Raw genomic sequence first — 16,460 nt, 5'->3', positions numbered from 1 at the left:
GCCAACAGTGGCCAGCCACGACCGCGGGCACGACAAAGCCCCCGGCCGTTCGGCCGGGGGCTCGGGAAAGCCTAGTGGTCAGGCGGGCGCGGAGCCGTCAACCACGCTCAGGAGACGGTGACGGCGGCTCCGGGGCCCTCGCCGGTGACGTCGACGCCCATCTCGTCGGCGATGCGCACGGCCTCCTCGATGAGGGTCTCGACGATGGCGGACTCGGGCACGGTCTTGATGACCTGGCCCTTGACGAAGATCTGGCCCTTGCCGTTGCCGGAGGCGACGCCGAGGTCGGCCTCGCGCGCCTCGCCGGGGCCGTTGACGACACAGCCCATGACGGCGACCCGCAGCGGGACCGGGAAGTCCTGCAGCGCGGCGGTGACCTGGTCGGCCAGGGAGTAGACGTCGACCTGGGCGCGCCCGCAGGAGGGGCAGGAGACGATCTCCAGGCCGCGCTCCCGCAGGCCCAGGGACTCCAGGATCGCCAGGCCGACCTTGACCTCCTCGACCGGCGGCGCCGACAGCGAGACCCGGATCGTGTCGCCGATGCCCTCGGCCAGCAGCGCGCCGAACGCCACCGAGGACTTGATCGTGCCCTGGAACGCCGGCCCGGCCTCGGTGACCCCGAGGTGGAGCGGGTAGTCGCACTGGGCGGCGAGCTGCCGGTAGGCGTTGATCATCACGACCGGGTCGTTGTGCTTGACCGAGATCTTGATGTCGCGGAAGTCGTGCTCCTCGAACAGCGAGCACTCCCACAGCGCGGACTCGACCAGCGCCTCCGGGGTCGCCTTGCCGTACTTCTCCAGCAGGCGCTTGTCCAGCGACCCGGCGTTGACGCCGATGCGGATCGGGATGCCGGCGTCCTTGGCCGCGCGGGCGATCTCGCCGACCTTGTCGTCGAACTTCTTGATGTTGCCCGGGTTCACCCGCACCGCCGCGCATCCCGCGTCGATCGCGGCGAAGACGTACTTGGGCTGGAAGTGAATGTCGGCGATCACCGGGATCTGCGACTTGCGGGCGATCGCCGGCAACGCGTCGGCGTCGTCCTGCGACGGCACCGCCACCCGTACGATCTGACAACCCGACGCCGTCAGCTCGGCGATCTGTTGAAGAGTGGCGTTGACATCCGAGGTCAGGGTGGTCGTCATCGACTGCACCGACACCGGACTGTCACCGCCCACCGGAACCGAGCCCACCATGATCTGCCGCGACTTGCGGCGCGGGGCGATCGGCTTGGGCCTCGCCTGCGGAATCCCGAGATCGACGCTCATCGATAACGCGGCACGGAGCCGTGTGCTCCGGGGGCTGCCGCGCCCTCCCTTCGAGTTGGCACTGTCACATGGACGTACAGGTATAAGCCTAGGCAACGGGTGGAGTTATGCGGACCCGAAGGGTCTATTGAGGCACTTTGAGTGGGTTGAAGACATCGGCGAGAATCAGCAAAACCCCGACCCCGACGAGCAGCGTCACCGCGACGTACGTCAGCGGCATGAGCTTCGTCATGTCGACCGGCCCGGGATCCGGCCGCCCCCGCACGCGGAAGACCAGGGCCTTGATCCGCTCGTAGCAGACCACCGCGAGGTGACCACCGTCCAGCGGCAGCAGCGGCACCAGGTTGAGCAGCCCGACGAACAGGTTCAGCGAGACGATGAGCAGGACGAACGAGGTGAGCTTGTCGCGCCACGTGTCGCTGGAGGAGAAGACCTGTCCCGACGCCTCCGCGCCGCCGACGATGCTCCCCGCCTGGCCGCCGGGTGTACTGGCGCGCTCGTGGCCGAACAGCTTGGGGATCGCGTGCGGGATGTCCGCGACCACCTTGGCGACCGAGACCGTCATGTCGCCCATGAACCGCCCGGCGAACCGGACCGAGGCCACCGGGCCGAGCCGCCGCGTGCGCGCGACCGGCTCCACCCCCAGGTAGCCGCGGCCGTCGAGGGCCGCGACGGTCACCGGCAGGGAGAGCCGCCGGCCGTTCCGCTCGACCACGACCGTCACCGGGCGGCCGGGGCTGGTGTCCCTGATCGCCGCGGACAGCTGGTCCCAGTCGCGCACCGGGCGTCCGCCGAACGACACGATCCGGTCGTGCGCCCGCAGGCCCGCCTTCTTCGACGGGGACTCCGGGTCGCGGACGGCACAGGTCGCGGCGGCCGTCACGCAGGGCGACACGCGCCGTACGACGGTCGTGGCGGCGCGGTCGGACGGCAGGCCGACCCCGGCGGCCAGCCCGACCAGCAACAGGAACGCCAGGAGGAGGTTCATCACCACGCCGGCGACGATGACCGCCGCACGGCGCGGCGCGGGCTGCCGGTAGAAGGCCCGCGGCTCGTCGGCGGGGTCGACCTCCTCCAGCGGGGTGTAGCCGACGATCTTCACGAAGCCGCCGAGCGGTATCGCCTTGATGCCGTACTCCGTCTCACCCCGCCGGCGCGACCACAGGGTGGTACCGAACCCCGCGAAGAACTGCGACGCCTTCATGCCGAAGCGCTTCGCGGTGATCAGGTGCCCGGCCTCGTGCAGCACGACGGTCAGCAGGAGCGCCACCACGAAGGCGACGACTCCGAGGAGGCCGTAGAGGTGGGTCAACCAGTCGTCAGCTCCCGTGCCCGGGTCCGTGCCCAGTCGTCGGCGGCCAGCACGTCGTCGAGCGTCAGCGCGGCCGGTGTACGGGCGCCGGATCCGCTCATGTGCTCCGACACTACCCGCGCGACGGTGTCGACAATCGCCGGGAATCTGACGCTTCCGTTGAGGAACGCCGCGACGCACTCCTCATTCGCGCCGTTGTAGACCGCCGGCGCGGTGCCGCCGGCCGCCCCGACCTCGCGCGCGAGGCGTACCGAGGGGAACGCCTCGTTGTCGAGCGGGAAGAACTCCCAGGTGTGCGCGCGGGTCCAGTCGAGGCCGGGGGCGGCGTCCGGCACCCGGTCGGGCCACGCCAGGGCCAGGGCGATCGGCAGGCGCATGTCGGGCGGGCTGGCCTGCGCGATCGTCGAGCCGTCGGCGAACTCCACCATCGAGTGCACGGCCGACTGCGGGTGCACCATGACCTCGATCGAGTCGAAGGGCACGTCGTAGAGCAGGTGCGCCTCGATCACCTCCAGGCCCTTGTTGACCAGCGTGGCGGAGTTGATCGTCACGAGCGGGCCCATCGCCCAGGTGGGGTGCGCGAGCGCCTGCTCGGGCGTGACGTCCTCCATCTCCGCGCGGCTCCGGCCGCGGAACGGGCCGCCGCTCGCGGTGACGACGAGCCGCCGCACCTCCCCGCGGTCTCCCCCGCGCAGGCACTGCGCGAGCGCCGAGTGCTCGGAGTCGACCGGGACGATCTGGCCCGGCTTGGCGCGCTGCCGGACGAGCGGCCCGCCGATGATCAGCGACTCCTTGTTGGCGAGCGCGAGGACGCGCCCCGCGTCGAGGGCCGCGAGGGTCGAGGCGAGCCCCGCCGCGCCCTCGATGCCGTTGAGCACGATGTCGCACGGCCACGCCGCCACCTCGGCGATGGTGGCCGGGCCGGCGAGGAGCCGGGGCAGGCGGTAGTCGCCGGAGGAGTATCCCCGCTTCTGCGCCTCGGCGTACAGGGCGAGCTGCAGGTCCTCGGCGGCCGAGCCCTTGGCCACCGCGACGACCTCGGGGCGCAGGTCCAGCACCTGCGCGGCCAGCAGGTCGACCCGGCCTCCGCCGGCCGCCAGCCCGGTCACGCGGAACCGGTCGGGGTTGCGCCGGATCACGTCGATGGCCTGCGTGCCGATCGACCCGGTGGAACCCAGGATCACGACGTCTTTCGGACCGCCCGCGGCGGAGTTCTCCTCGTAAATCACACCTCCATTCTCACCAGGACCGGGGGGCGCCGCGAGGTCAAAGCACACATCACCCGATCACAAGCGCCGTTTTACTCAAAGTGAGCCTGTGATCACCCTCGGTGCTGCACACTTTTGGCTCATGTTCACCAGATCCCCCTTCGCTCTCGTGGTCCCCGCCGTCAGCGCCGCCCTTGGCATGCTCGGCTCCGCGACCTCGCATCCGGCGCCCGGTGTGACCGCCGTGACCGACCACGTGATCGCGACCGCGTCGTCCGCGACCCTCCGTTACTGGACGGTCGAGCGGATGCGGCGCGCCGTCGTCCCCCCGCAGCGCTCACACCTGTCCGCCAAGGGCGGCGCGGACGGCGGGCCGGCCGCGGGCACGCCCGTCACCATCCCCGGCAGCGTGCCCGAGCAGCAGTCCAGCCGCCGCTCCGTCGCGACCCCGGGCGCGCCGTGGACCTCGCGCGGCGCCGTGCGCGCCACCACCGGCAAGGTCTTCTTCACCATCAACGGAGGCGACTACGTCTGCTCCGCCGGCACGGTCGCCAGCGCCAACCGCGACCTCGTCGTCACCGCCGGGCACTGCGCGCGTGACGCCGCCGGAAACTGGGCCGAGCACTGGATCTACGTTCCGGGCTATGACCAGGGCCGCCGGCCGTACGGCGCCTTCCCCGCCCGTCACCTGTTCGTGCCCGGGCCGTGGACGACGCGCGGCGACGAGAACTACGACGTCGCGCTCGTCGCGCTGTCGACCTCCGGCAAGCGGCACGTCACCGACGTGGTCGGCGCGCAGGGCATCGCCTTCGACCAGCCGCGCGGCGCGCTGGTGTACGGCTTCGGCTACCCCGCCGGCGGGCGGTACGACGGCGAGCGGCTCACCTACTGCAGCGGACGCACCTACCCCGACTCCCACAAGATCACCAAGGACGAAGGGCTGCGCTGCGACATGACCGAGGGTTCCAGCGGCGGACCGTGGCTGACCCGGTTCGACGCGGGCACCGGCACGGGCGTCGTGACCTCGGTGAGCAGCTTCAAGTACGCCGACGACCCGGCCACGATGTACGGCCCCTATTTCGGAAACGCCATCCGCCGCATGTACGACCGCGCCCAGCAGGCGTGAAATACGGGCCTGCCCGCCCCCGTATCCCTACTGTTGTCCCGCATGAGCGAGCGGAGCGAGTGAGTCAATGAGCACGCGCGCCCGGTCTCTCCCCGACGAAGGAGGGCTCATGAGCGAGCGGAGCGCGCGCGTCGAGCTGGTCGTGGCCTCGTTCGACGACCCGATCGTGACCGGTCTCCTGGCGGAGGCGCGGCCACGCGCGGACGCGTCGGTGATCGGCCAGGTGATGGGCCCGGTGGTCGTTCCCCGTCCCCGGTCCGGGGCGGCCCCGTACGGCGGGCACGTGCCCGACGCCGGAGTCGTGTTCGTCGTCGCCCGGCGGGCGGACGCGCCGGACGGCCCGGTCGGCTGCGCCGGGCTGCGGCGGATCGCCGACGACACCGCCGAGGTCGAGCGCCTCTACGTACGGCCGCCGTACCGCGGGCAGGGCCTCTCGCGGCTGCTGCTGGCCGGGGTGGAGGATCTCGCCCGGCGGCGTGGGTTCGCGGTCGTCCGCCTCGCGGCGGCCGATCTGCGCGTCGCCGGGTTGTACGTATCGCGCGGCTACGTCCGTATCGCGCCGTTCGGGCGGCGACCCTCGCCCAGCGTCTGCTTCGAGAAGGCGCTGCCGGCCATCGGGCGCCCGTCCCGCTGACGGGTCAGCTCACCTTCCAGAGCCGGATGGTGCCGTCGTTGGCGCCGGTCGCCAGGGTCCGTCCGTCCGGGCTGAACGCCACCGGGTAGATCGTGTCGGTGTGACCGGTGAACGAGGCGTCGAGGTCGCCGCTTTCGACGTTCCAGAGACGAACGACCTTGGTGTCATCGCCACCGCGGGCGGCCAGGGTCGTGCCGTCCGGGCTGAAGGCGATGCTGCCGCCCTCGCTGCCGGTGATGACCGCGTCCGACCGGTGAGTGGACATGTTCCAGAGCCGGATGGTGTGGTCGTCGCTGGCGCTGGCGAGGAGCTTGCCGTCCGGGCTGAACGCCACCGAGCGGACGAAGTCGTCGTGGCCGGTGAGGTTGGCGGTGACACGGCGGGTGGCGACGTCCATGAGCCGGACGGTCTTGTTGTCGGGGTAGGCGAGCGTCCCGCCGTCCGGGGTGAACGCGAGTGTGTCCATGGCGTACTTCATGCCGGAGACCGTGGCGGTGACACGCCGGTCGCGCATGTCCCAGAACCGGATCAGGCGGGTCCCCGGATCGCCGATGGTGGGGATGATGTCCGCGCCGACCGCGAGGGTGCCGCCGTCCGGGCTGAACGCCAGCGAGTCGACCGAGGCCCCGTCCGGGTCGGTGAGGGTGGCGATGACACGACGGGTGGCCACGTCCCACAGCCGGAGTTCGCCGTTGCGTTCGCCGTCGGTGACCAGGGTCCTGCGGTCGGGGCTGAACAGCACGTGGAACTTCTCGTCGCCCGGTTCGTTCAGCAGCGTCGCCGTCTGACGGCCGGTGGCCACGTCCCAAAGCCGGATCGTGCCGTCCTCGCCGGCGCTCGCCAGGCTCTTGCCGTCGGGGGCGAACGCCAGGTCGAAGATGCATTTGTCGCCCGTGGACAGGGTCATCTCACGCGGCGCGGACGTGGCCGTGGCACGGGCGGAGCGACCGGCCCTTCCGGCATGGTGCCCCGAATCCGACGACCACGCCATCCAGCCGCCCGCGGTGACGGCCGCGACGAGGGCGAGGCCGGCCGCCAGCGCGACGGCCGCCGTCCGGGTGCGGCCCGGCCGGCGGACCAGCGTACGGACGGGCGGCGACCAGGGAGTCGGCGGCTGTGGTCCCGCGGCCGGGCGCGGGACCGTCCCCTGCGGTGGCGCGAGCGCCGGCGTCGCGTCGGGCCGGCTCGGCGGTCGCTCCTCGTCCGTGATGGAGGTGAGCAGGCCACGGACGGCGTCGGCGGTCAGCCGCTCGGCGGGGTTCTTGCGCAGCAGCCCCGCCAGCACCTCGGTGAGCGGGCCGGCGTGCACGGGCGGGGCGGGGTTCTCGGTCGCGATGGCGATGAAGACGGACCCGTGCGTGGGCCCGGAGAAGGGAGGATGGCCCTCGACGGCGGCGTACAGCGTGGCGCCCAGGGACCACAGGTCCGATCGAGGGGTGGCGCGGTCGCCGCGTACCTGTTCGGGTGCCATGAAGGCCGGCGTGCCCAGGAGCGTGCCGGTGTGAGTGAGGGTCGCGTCGCCGTCCAGTGCGGCGATGCCGAAGTCGGTGAGGACGGCCCGGTCGCCCTCGAGGAGGACGTTGGCGGGCTTGATGTCGCGGTGCACGATGCCCCGTTCGTGCGCCGCCGACAGGGCCGCCAGCACCTGCCCGCCGATCGCGGCGGCCTGCGGGGCGGGCAGCCGTCCCTGTTCGCGGAGCAGGTCCTGCAGGGAGCCGCCCTGGATGAGCTCCATGACGATCCACGGACGCCCGTCGTCGCCCAGCACGCGCTCGTACACCGTCACGATGCCGGGGTGCCTCAGCCGGGCCGCGGCCCGCGCCTCGCGTTCCATCCGGGCGTACCAGACGCGGCGTTCCTCCGCGGCGACGTGCTCGGGGAGCCGGAGTTCCTTGATGGCGACCAGACGGTCGAGGTCGGCGTCCCGGGCCTGCCACACCGCGCCCATCCCGCCCCGGCCGAGCTGCCCGAGGATGTGGTACCGGCCCGCCAGGACCGCCCCGACACCAGTGTTCATATAACGAAAAATAGCGTCATCGCCGGGGGAAATTCCCCTTCCCGGCGGAGACGGTCCGGTGGATCGACCTCGATCCACCGGACCACGGCGGCCCGGCTCGCGCCTCCGCTAACCGGCCTCGCTGAGGGCGACGCGGGAGTGCAGGCGACGCAGCGGGCTGGGCAGCCACCAGTTGGCCCGCCCCAGCAGGCGGATCGTGGCCGGCACCAGCAGCGCCCGTACGAGCGTGGCGTCGACCACCACGGCGGTCAGCAGTCCCACTCCGATCAGCTTGATGAACATGATCCCGGAGGTGGTGAAGGCGCCGATCACGACGGCCAGGAGCAGCGCGGCGTTCGTGATGATCGCGCCGGTGCGCTGGAGCCCGGCGGCGACCGCGGCGGCGTTGTCCCCCGTACGGTCCCACTCCTCGCGGATCCGGCTGAGCAGGAACAGCTCGTAGTCCATCGACAGCCCGAAGGCCACCGCGAGGATGAGCACCGGCTGCGACGCCTCCACCGCCCCCGTGGAGGTGAAGCCGAGCAGGCCGGCCAGGTGCCCGTCCTGGAAGCCCCAGACCATCACGCCGAACGCCGCGCTGAGCGACAGGGCGTTCATCACGAGCGCCTTGAGCGGCAGCACCACCGAGCCGAGTGCGGCGAACAGCAGCGCGAACGTCACCACGCCGACGAACAGCGCGGTCCACGGCAGCACGTGGCCGAGACTGCTCAGCAGGTCCACGAGTTCGGCGCTCTGGCCCCCGACGTACACCTGTCCCGGGGCGGGCAGCGCGCGGATCCGCCGGACGAGGTCGCGCGCCTGCTCCGACTGCGGGTCGGCCGGCGTGCGCACCGCGACGTGCGTCGCGCTCCGGCCCGTACCGGCGACGTCCGCGCCGGCGACCCCGCGCACGCCCCGCAGGCGGCCGACGTACCCGTCCAGGTCCGCCTTTGCCACATCACCCGCGACGACGACGTCGATCGGGGACAGCGCGCCGTGGGAGAAGTCGCGGTCGAGCGTCGCCGAGACGGTGCGCGGCTCGGCGCCGGGCGGCAGCGCGCGCACGTCGATACCGCCGAACCGGATGCCGAGGAACGGCGCGCCCAGCACGAGGAGGACCAGCACCGAGCCGGTGGCGTACGCGACGGGCCGCCGCATCACGCTGCCCGCGAGCCGCGACCACGCGCCCTTCTCTCGCTCGTCCCGGCTCTTCTCGCCCCGGCGCCGGCGTCCGAACCGCAGCGCGTCGACGCGACGGCCGAGCAGCGCCAGCAGCGCGGGCAGGACGGTGAGCGCGGCGACCATGTCGACGAGCACGACCGCCATGCCGCCGAGGCCCATCGACCGCAGGAACATCTGGGGGAAGAACAGCAGGCCGCCGAGCGCGATGGCGACCGTGATGCCGGAGAAGGCGACCGTACGGCCGGCGGTGGCCATGGTCCGCACCAGCGCCTCCCGCTCGGAGTCGGTGCGGCGCAGCTCTTCGCGGTAGCGGGTCACGATGAACAGGGCGTAGTCGATGGCCAGGCCCAGCCCGAGCATCGTCACGATGTTGATCGCGAAGGTGGAGACGTCGGTGGCGAGGGTGATCAGCCGCAGCGCGGTGAACGCGCCGAGAATCGCCACGCCGCCGATGGCCAGTGGCAGGAGCGCCGACACCAGGCTGCCGAAGATCACCACGAGCAGCACCAGCAGGATCGGCGTCGAGATCATCTCGGCGCGGGCGAGGCCGGCGGAGGTCTGCCGGCTCAGCTCGGCGTTGGTGCCGATGACGCCTCCGCGGAAGGTGCGCAGCCCCGGCGCGGCCAGGTGGTCGCGGATCCGGTCGTAGGTCTTCAGGCGATCCGGCAGGTCCGCGCCGGCCAGCCGGATCGCGGCGTACGTCGCGTGCCGGTCATGGGAGACCAGTGCCGGAGAGCCGGTGTTCCAGTAGGTGGTGACGTGGGGGACGTCGGCCGAGGGAAGGCGGGCCAGGGTGCCGGTTACGGCGGCGCGGAACGCCGGGTCGTCCACGGTCGCGGACGCGCTCTCGTACAGCACGACCAGCTCGTCGTCGGCCGGGCCGATCCGGTCGTTGATGATCTTGGCGGCGTGGGAGGAACCGGAGCTCGGATCGTCGAAGCCCCCGTTCTTGAGCGCTCCGAAGACCCCCGTCCCCCACACGGAGGCGGCGGCGATCAGGACCAGGGCGCCGACGATGACCCACCGGCGTCGCCGCTGGACGAAGCGGCCGAGAGATTCGAACATGTGCCTGCTCCCCGAGTAGTCTGTTATCGGTGATAGCAAGAGTAAACAGCGTTTACCGTTAACGGCGTTTACTCAAGCACACACTGTTCACGACCGTCAAGGGAGAACCGTGCCGACGACCCGCCGGGAACGCATGCGCGACGCGACGCTGCTGGAGATCAAGGAAGTGGCGAGGGAGCACCTGCGCGTCCAGGGCCCGTCCGGCATCTCCCTGCGCGGCATCGCCCGGGACCTCGGCATGACCGCCCCGGCGCTCTACCGGTACTACGCGAGCCTGGACGACCTGCTGGCCGCGATGATCGAGACGTACACGAACGAGATGTGCGACGCGATGGAGGTGGCGCGCGACGCGCTGCCCGCCGACGACCTCGACGGGCGCCTCGTCGCGGTGACCCGCGCCTTCCGCGACTGGTCGCTGGAGCACCGGCCGGAGTTCGCCATGGTCTTCGGCGCGCCCGTGCCGGGCTTCACCGAGCCCGAGGAGGCCGGCGTGCAGCAGGCCGGCGGACGGCTGGGCGCCATCTTCTTCGCCCTGTTCATCGAACTCTGGCGGCGGCAGCCGTTCCCCGTGCCGCCGGACGAGGAGATCCCGCCCGCGCTGAGGCGTCAGCTACGGCTGTTCGCCACCGCGTGCTGCGGAGAGGACGACGACGCCCCGCTGGGCGTCATCCGGCTGTTCGCGGGGTCCTGGGTGCGCCTGTACGGCTTGGTGGCCATTGAGGTCTTCGGTCACATGGACTTCATGATCGACGACATGAATCCATTGTTCGAAGCCGAACTGAATGACCTGGCGAAGACCATCGGGCTGAAGAAGGACCTGCCCTGAAGTTCGCCCGCGCTACGTCGGCAAGAGGGTGTGACCAGGTGGTTTGTGGTCGGCATTCCGGATTCTGGTCCGGTGGGACGGTCGCGGCGTAAGGTAATCGGCCGTTGCCGCAGTTTTGCCGTGCTTTGCGATTTCGGCGACTGAATAAACACCTTCACGGCGATAGAAATGGAGCCGAAGCGGAGCCGACGAAGTTGGGGGGAGCTGAGCTTCATGGCCCGTTCCGGTCCGACATTCGACCCGGACGGTCTGACCGCCGCGCAGCGCTACGGAGAGGCCTGCGTCGTGTGCCACAAGAAGTGGCCGCGGCCGAGGGCCCACGTGGGCCGGTTGCCGGACGATTCGCGGGTGTTCGCGTGCGACGACTGTGTGCCGGCCCTGCGGATCATCCCGCAGCCCGTACGCCGACGAGCCACCGCGCGCCGGCCGGCCAGGCGAACCGAGAGCCTGGAAGAGAGCCTGACCAGAGCCTAATTGGAGAGCGTCCTGAGTCCGGGGGGAGCCCAGGACGCTCATGAGAGGCGCGCGCCCGGCGGGGGCGGCCGGGCGCGCGTCTCTTCACATGTCCGGGGCCGGTCAGCCGCGGGCGTCCTGCCAGGCGCGGTTCCAGTCCGCGTAGTCGGCGCAGCTCTTGCTGTTCACGCAGCTCGCCGCCGGCATCCGGGCGAACATCACCTTGCTCAGGTAACCGCGGTCCCCCACGTGGTAGGCGCTGCAGAACTGCGGGCGCAGCCGGTCACGGGCGCAGGCGTCCGGGTTCGCGGGCGCGACGCCGTCCCACTCGGCCACCTGCTGCTGCACCTCGGGCGAGCTCGCCCAGTTGAGCCACTGGTACATGCAGTTGGGATGGTCGGCGCGGGGGCTCATCATCCACGCGTCCATCCAGCCGGTCACGCCCTCGCGCGGCGTGACGCCCGCGACCGGCCGTCCGCTGCGGCTCAGCACGTCGACCTGGTACGGCCAGACCTCGCCCAGCGCCGCGTCGCCGGTGGCGAACGCCGCGATCGCGTCCGAGGGGTTGAGCCAGTAGGTCTTCACCATCGGCCGCTGCTTGGCCACCAGCGCGCCCGCCGCGGCGAGTTGCTTGGGCGTGAGCGCGAACGGGTCCTTGATGTGCAGCTTGCGGTTGTGCGACCGCAGGTAGAGCGCGGCGTCGCCCAGCGTCAACGGGCTGTCGCGCACGACCAGGTGCCCGGAGTACTTCTTCGCCTGCGCCGGATCGAACAGCGCCGCCCAGCTGTCCGGCTGCGGGCGCACGGTGCGCGGGTCGTACATGAGGAGGTTCGCCCCCCAGGTGAACGGCACGGCGTAGTGCTTGCCCTTCACGGTGAGCTGGGAGCGCAGCTCCGGTTCGAGGTCCTTGTAGTCGTCGATGAGATCGGTGTTGATCGGCACGGCCTGCTTGGAGGCGATGAGCTCGCCGGCGATCTCCGGTGTGGCCGCGACCCCGTCGTAGTGGAGGTTCGGCTTGGACATCAGGTCGAGCATCTCCTGCGGGTTCGCCGCGTACTTGATCTTGACCTGGCACTTGGTCTTCTTCTCGAACGGGGTGATCCAGTCGACGCGCGGGTCGTTCCCCCCGCTCTCGGCATAGCCGTTCCAGCTCACGAGGGAGACCAGGCCCTCGCCCTGGCCCATGGTCTGCGCGGCCCGCACCTCCTTGGTGCGCCGGACATCCTCGCCGCCCCCGCCGCTGCAGCCCGCGAGACCTAGTGCGGTGGCCATCACGGCCGCCGCGAGCATCCGCGAACGCCTCATGCCACTCCGTTCGTCGCGTTGGAACCTCTGCGGTGAGCGTAACGACGTACGGGAGCGGATGTGCACGTGGTCCGGATCAACGCCGGTGGGAAGCGGGGAGAAAGGGAGAGGCCCGGACAACCGCGCCGGGGGCTACGCGGTTGTCCGGGCGTCATGCGGCCTCGGGTGAGCACCCCTCTGCAGTCACGCCTGTCACGGAGGTGTTGGAGGGGGAGGCGGCGCGACTGAAAATCGCTCGCCCGAGACCGCGGCTCTGGAGGCGGCGGAGACCGCGGCGGTCGGTGGCCGGTGAATGAGCGGTCATCGCGGGCCACCGGGCCACGCGGCCGCCGGAACCCGGCCGGCCCGTGACGTCTCGGCCTCGCCGAAGAGAATGCCGCCCGGCTGCGGTGCCGGGCCCGGCACACGGCGGCGTGCCTGGAGGACCTCGATCGACTCGACCAGCTCTTTCACGTTGATGGCCTCGATGAAGTTGATGGCCTCGATGAAGTGGTTCGATCCCCGCTCGTGCGGCGGGAGCGCCCACCAGTGACGAGTCGCCTGCCCGAACCAGATCGTCCAGTGCGGGTAACGTGCCGCCAGCATGGCCAGTAACGAATACGGCTGCTGGTCGAGCGATTCGTCGGCAGACATGGGGGCTCCCTGACGACCGGGGAACGTCTTATTTTTCGCGAGAAGCAAAAGTCGACAGTACGAAGTGTGTCGTATGCCACAGAGGAGGTCAAGAGGCCTAGCTATTGTTTGTAGTTTGCCCAGTCAACGAAGTTAGGCAGGACAAAAGCGCTGTTCAACGCCACGCTCGGCATGGCGACAGAAAAGATCTTCCCCGCCGTCCACGGACTGCGTTTCGACGGCGCCGGCCGAGGCGCCGTCCGCCTTGGACCTGTTGAGCGGTCCCCCTGAGGCCATGGTGACCTACTCGGCGGCCGGTGACCACCCTCCGAGGCCGCCCCTTCTCGGCCACATCACCGTGCAGCGCGTTTCGCCCCGCCCGGAAAACCCGCAGCGTGCGCCGCGAAATCCGGGAACCCCGTCTTTTCCGCTCGGCGAAAAGGTGAGACCACCAAAAGGTGCGCATAATTACGAAAACCGACGCGCCTTTATTGGGGCTCGGCCGAGGCCGCCGGAGAGCCGTGACCGGCGCCGCCGGCGACCGGAGCCGTGTTCGCCCGGTCGCCGGCGGGTCGCTCAGCCGTTGGTGGGGAAGCCCAGGTTGACCCCGCCGTGCTCGGGCTCGAGCCAGCGGGCGGTGACGACCTTGCCCCGCGTGTAGAAGTGCACGCCCTCGGTGCCGTGGACGTGGGTGTCGCCGAACAGCGACGCCTTCCAGCCGCCGAACGAGTAGTACGCCATCGGCACCGGGATCGGCACGTTCACGCCGATCATGCCGACCTCCACCTCGTTCTGGAACCGGCGGGCGGCGCCGCCGTCGTTGGTGAAGATCGCGGTGCCGTTCCCGTACGGGTTGTCCGCGATGACCTCCATCGCGGCGTCGTAGGACGGCACGCGTACCACCGACAGGACCGGGCCGAAGATCTCGTCCCGGTAGCAGGTCATCTCCGGCCTGACCTGGTCGAGGACCGTCGGCCCGAGCCAGAAGCCCTCGCCCTCGGGCAGCGGGTGCGAGCGCCCGTCGACGGCCAGGGTCGCGCCCTCGGCGACGCCCCCGTCGAGGTAGGACGCCACCTTGTCGCGGTGCTGCCGGGTCACCAGCGGGCCCATCTCCGATTCCGGCGACGTGCCCGGGCCCACGCGGAGCCGCGCGACGCGTTCCTTGATCTTGGCGACCAGTTCGTCGCCCACCGGCTCGACGGCGACCACCACGGAGATCGCCATGCACCGCTCCCCCGCCGAACCGAAGCCCGCCGAGACGGCGGCGTCGGCGGCCAGGTCGAGGTCGGCATCGGGCAGCACCAGCATGTGGTTCTTGGCCCCGCCGAGCGCCTGCACCCGCTTGCCGTGCGACGTGGCGGTCTCGTACACGTAGCGCGCGATCGGCGTGGAGCCGACGAAGCTCACCGCGCGTACGTCCGGATGCGCGAGGAGGGAGTCGACCGCCACCTTGTCCCCGTGCACGACGTTGAACACGCCGTCGGGCAGGCCCGCCTCCCGCCACAGCTCGGCGAGCCGGACCGAGGCGGAGGGGTCCTTCTCCGACGGCTTGAGCACGAAGGTGTTCCCGGTCGCGATCGCCACCGGGAACATCCACATCGGCACCATCGCCGGGAAGTTGAACGGCGTGATGCCCGCGACGACGCCCAGCGGCTGGCGGATGGAGTAGGAGTCGACCCGGGTCGAGACGTTCTCGGAGAAGCCGCCCTTGAGCAGGTGCGGGATCCCGCAGGCGAACTCCACCACCTCCAGCCCGCGCGCCACCTCGCCCGCCGCGTCCGACCGCACCTTGCCGTGCTCGGCGCTGATCAGCGCGGCCAGTTCGTCCCGGTGCTCCCGTACGAGCTCACGGAAGGCGAACAGGATGCCGGAACGCTTGCTCAGCGAGGTGTCACGCCACGCGGGGAACGCCTCCCTGGCCGTCGCGACGGCCGAGGAGACGTCGTCGGCGGTCGCGAAGTCGACCTGCGCGCTCACCTGCCCGGTCGCGGGGTCGTACACGTCGCCCCGGCGCTCGGCCGTGCCGCTCCACGGCTTGCCGCCGATCCAGTGGGTGATCCGATTCATGAGCCGTCCTTCGTCCGAGGGGTGACCACCGGCGCGTGCCTTTTGATTCCCTCGCTTCGCTCGGTCATGAGATCTCTTCCAGCGCGTCGATGAGAATGCTCAGGCCCTCTTCCGCCTCGTCCTCGGTGAGCGTGAGCGGCGGCGCCATCCGGACGGTGTCGCCGTACAGGCCGCCCTTGCCGACGAGCAGCCCGCGGGCCTTCGTGGCCTCCAGCAGGCGTTTCGCCGCCTCCGGTGAGGCCAGCTGGATGGCGAACATCAGGCCCTTGCCGCGCACGTCGGTGACGACGTCGAGCCGTGCGCCCGCGGCCCGGAGCCCGTCGATGATCCGCTCGCCCACCTTGGCGGCGTTCGCCTGCAGGTCGTGATCGAGGATGTAGTCGAGCGTGGCGTTCGCGGCCGCGGTGGAGATCGGGTTGCCGCCGAACGTCGACAGCCCGGTCGCGTGCAGCGCGTCGAGCAGCTCGCCGCGGGCGACCACACCGCCGATCGCGAAGCCGTTGCCGAGCCCCTTGGCGAAGGTCATGATGTCGGGCGTCACGCCGTGGTTCTGGATGCCCCAGAAGTTCTGCCCGGTACGGCCCCAGCCCGTCTGCACCTCATCGGCGATGAACAGGACGCCGTGCTCGGCGAGGACCTCCTGGTAGGCGGCGTACAGCCCGTCGGGCGGCGCGGTGAAGCCGCCGACGCCCTGGATCGGCTCGGCGATCAGCGCGGCCACGTCGCCGCCGACGACGGTGGCGAGCGTGTGCCGTAGGTCCTCCACGCACACCTTGACGTAGTCGTCGTCCGACAGCCCGCGGAACTGCGCGAGGTGCCGGTCGCCGCCGTGCAGGAAGTAGACGCTGAGCGGCGACAGCGCGCTGTTCTTCCACGAGGCGTTGGCGGTGATCGAGGTGGCGCCGAACGACCGGCCGTGGTAGCTCTGCCGCATCGCGAGCACCTGGTTGGACTTACGGGTGTACGTCGCGAGCAGCAGCGCCGTCTCGTTCGCCTCGGTGCCGGAGTTGGTGAAGAACACCTTGGCGTTCTCGATGCCGGACAGCCGGGCGATCTTCTCCGCCAGCTCGACCTGCCCGCGCAGGAGGTACAGCGTCGAGGTGTGCACGACCCCCGTCGCGAGCTGGCGCTCGACGGCCTCGCGCACCTCGGCGATGTCGTAGCCGAGGGTGTTGGTCACGATGCCGGCGAAGAAGTCGAGGTAGGTACGGCCCTCGGAGTCGGTGACGCGGTTGCCCCGGCCGCTGACGATCTCGATGGGCTCGTCGTAGTAGAGGGTCACCCAGGTGGGGATGACCGCGCGATGGCGTGCAAGCAAGTCCGACATGTCTAGAGTCTTCCTGTCCTTCCGTGCCAAGCGCCAGGCAGCACAGTGTCAGGAATCGCGCTCCGCGCCTGGCAGCCTGTCA

The 16,460-nt window shown here is 70.8% G+C and carries 13 protein-coding genes; 4 read left to right on the top strand and 9 right to left on the bottom strand.

Annotation, left to right across the window (positions count from 1 at the left end):
• Positions 1 to 107 precede the first annotated feature (107 nt).
• The 3 genes from ispG to dxr all read right to left on the bottom strand — a co-directional run bounded on the left by ispG (position 108) and on the right by dxr (position 3,761).
• The gene (ispG, locus tag ACQEV1_RS16385) at positions 108 to 1,265 is read right to left on the bottom strand and encodes a flavodoxin-dependent (E)-4-hydroxy-3-methylbut-2-enyl-diphosphate synthase (RefSeq protein WP_285580951.1); all 1,158 of its coding nucleotides are present in this window, start codon (positions 1,263 to 1,265) and stop codon (positions 108 to 110) included.
• Positions 1,266 to 1,389: 124 nt separating this feature from the next.
• The gene (locus tag ACQEV1_RS16380; protein ID WP_433394617.1) at positions 1,390 to 2,577 is read right to left on the bottom strand and encodes a M50 family metallopeptidase; all 1,188 of its coding nucleotides are present in this window, start codon (positions 2,575 to 2,577) and stop codon (positions 1,390 to 1,392) included.
• Positions 2,574 to 3,761 carry a 1-deoxy-D-xylulose-5-phosphate reductoisomerase gene (gene dxr, locus ACQEV1_RS16375; protein ID WP_285618878.1) on the bottom strand — a complete coding sequence of 396 codons (1,188 nt, stop codon included), beginning with the start codon at positions 3,759 to 3,761 and terminating at the stop codon, positions 2,574 to 2,576. Before dxr ends, ACQEV1_RS16380 begins: the two co-directional genes overlap by 4 nt.
• 166 nt (positions 3,762 to 3,927) lie before the next feature.
• Here dxr and ACQEV1_RS16370 point away from each other — a divergent pair, with 166 nt between their 5' ends.
• Together ACQEV1_RS16370 and ACQEV1_RS16365 are read left to right on the top strand one after the other, a co-directional pair.
• Positions 3,928 to 4,911: a trypsin-like serine peptidase gene (locus tag ACQEV1_RS16370; protein WP_285617628.1), complete on the top strand. Its 984-nt coding sequence runs from the start codon at positions 3,928 to 3,930 to the stop codon at positions 4,909 to 4,911.
• A 109-nt stretch (positions 4,912 to 5,020) separates the two neighbouring features.
• On the top strand, positions 5,021 to 5,545 hold the full coding sequence (locus ACQEV1_RS16365) for a GNAT family N-acetyltransferase (RefSeq protein ID WP_285617629.1): 525 nt from the start codon (positions 5,021 to 5,023) through the stop codon (positions 5,543 to 5,545).
• A gap of 4 nt (positions 5,546 to 5,549) precedes the next feature.
• On the opposite strand, the gene ACQEV1_RS16360 is transcribed toward ACQEV1_RS16365, so the two are convergent.
• Positions 5,550 to 7,562, bottom strand: coding sequence for a WD40 repeat domain-containing serine/threonine protein kinase (locus tag ACQEV1_RS16360; protein ID WP_433394616.1), 2,013 nt, complete (start codon positions 7,560 to 7,562; stop codon positions 5,550 to 5,552).
• A 108-nt stretch (positions 7,563 to 7,670) separates the two neighbouring features.
• Positions 7,671 to 9,788, bottom strand: a complete 2,118-nt coding sequence (locus tag ACQEV1_RS16355; RefSeq protein ID WP_433394615.1) for an MMPL family transporter — start codon at positions 9,786 to 9,788, stop codon at positions 7,671 to 7,673.
• 109 nt (positions 9,789 to 9,897) lie between these two features.
• Here ACQEV1_RS16355 and ACQEV1_RS16350 point away from each other — a divergent pair, with 109 nt between their 5' ends.
• Entirely contained in the window at positions 9,898 to 10,614 is a 717-nt protein-coding gene (locus ACQEV1_RS16350) for a TetR/AcrR family transcriptional regulator (RefSeq protein ID WP_285617634.1), read from the top strand.
• A gap of 213 nt (positions 10,615 to 10,827) precedes the next feature.
• A complete protein-coding gene (locus tag ACQEV1_RS16345) occupies positions 10,828 to 11,088 on the top strand; it encodes a hypothetical protein (protein WP_285580966.1) in 261 nt (86 codons plus the stop codon).
• Positions 11,089 to 11,190: 102 nt separating this feature from the next.
• On the opposite strand, the gene ACQEV1_RS16340 is transcribed toward ACQEV1_RS16345, so the two are convergent.
• From ACQEV1_RS16340 to ACQEV1_RS16325, 4 genes are all read right to left on the bottom strand, one after another.
• On the bottom strand, positions 11,191 to 12,372 hold the full coding sequence (locus tag ACQEV1_RS16340) for an ABC transporter substrate-binding protein (RefSeq protein ID WP_285580967.1): 1,182 nt from the start codon (positions 12,370 to 12,372) through the stop codon (positions 11,191 to 11,193).
• 300 nt (positions 12,373 to 12,672) lie between these two features.
• Positions 12,673 to 13,005 (bottom strand): hypothetical protein, encoded by a 333-nt coding sequence (locus ACQEV1_RS16335; protein ID WP_285617638.1) that lies wholly within the window; start codon positions 13,003 to 13,005, stop codon positions 12,673 to 12,675.
• Positions 13,006 to 13,560: 555 nt separating this feature from the next.
• Positions 13,561 to 15,051, bottom strand: a complete 1,491-nt coding sequence (locus ACQEV1_RS16330; RefSeq protein ID WP_433394614.1) for a CoA-acylating methylmalonate-semialdehyde dehydrogenase — start codon at positions 15,049 to 15,051, stop codon at positions 13,561 to 13,563.
• Positions 15,052 to 15,115: 64 nt separating this feature from the next.
• A complete protein-coding gene (locus ACQEV1_RS16325; protein WP_433394613.1) occupies positions 15,116 to 16,378 on the bottom strand; it encodes an aspartate aminotransferase family protein in 1,263 nt (420 codons plus the stop codon).
• Positions 16,379 to 16,460: the final 82 nt, after the last annotated feature.

Source organism: Actinoallomurus sp. CA-142502 (assembly GCF_050936355.1).
Classification (GTDB): Bacteria; Actinomycetota; Actinomycetes; order Streptosporangiales; family Streptosporangiaceae; genus Actinoallomurus; species Actinoallomurus iriomotensis.
This window is presented reverse-complemented; position numbering and strand designations above follow the sequence as displayed.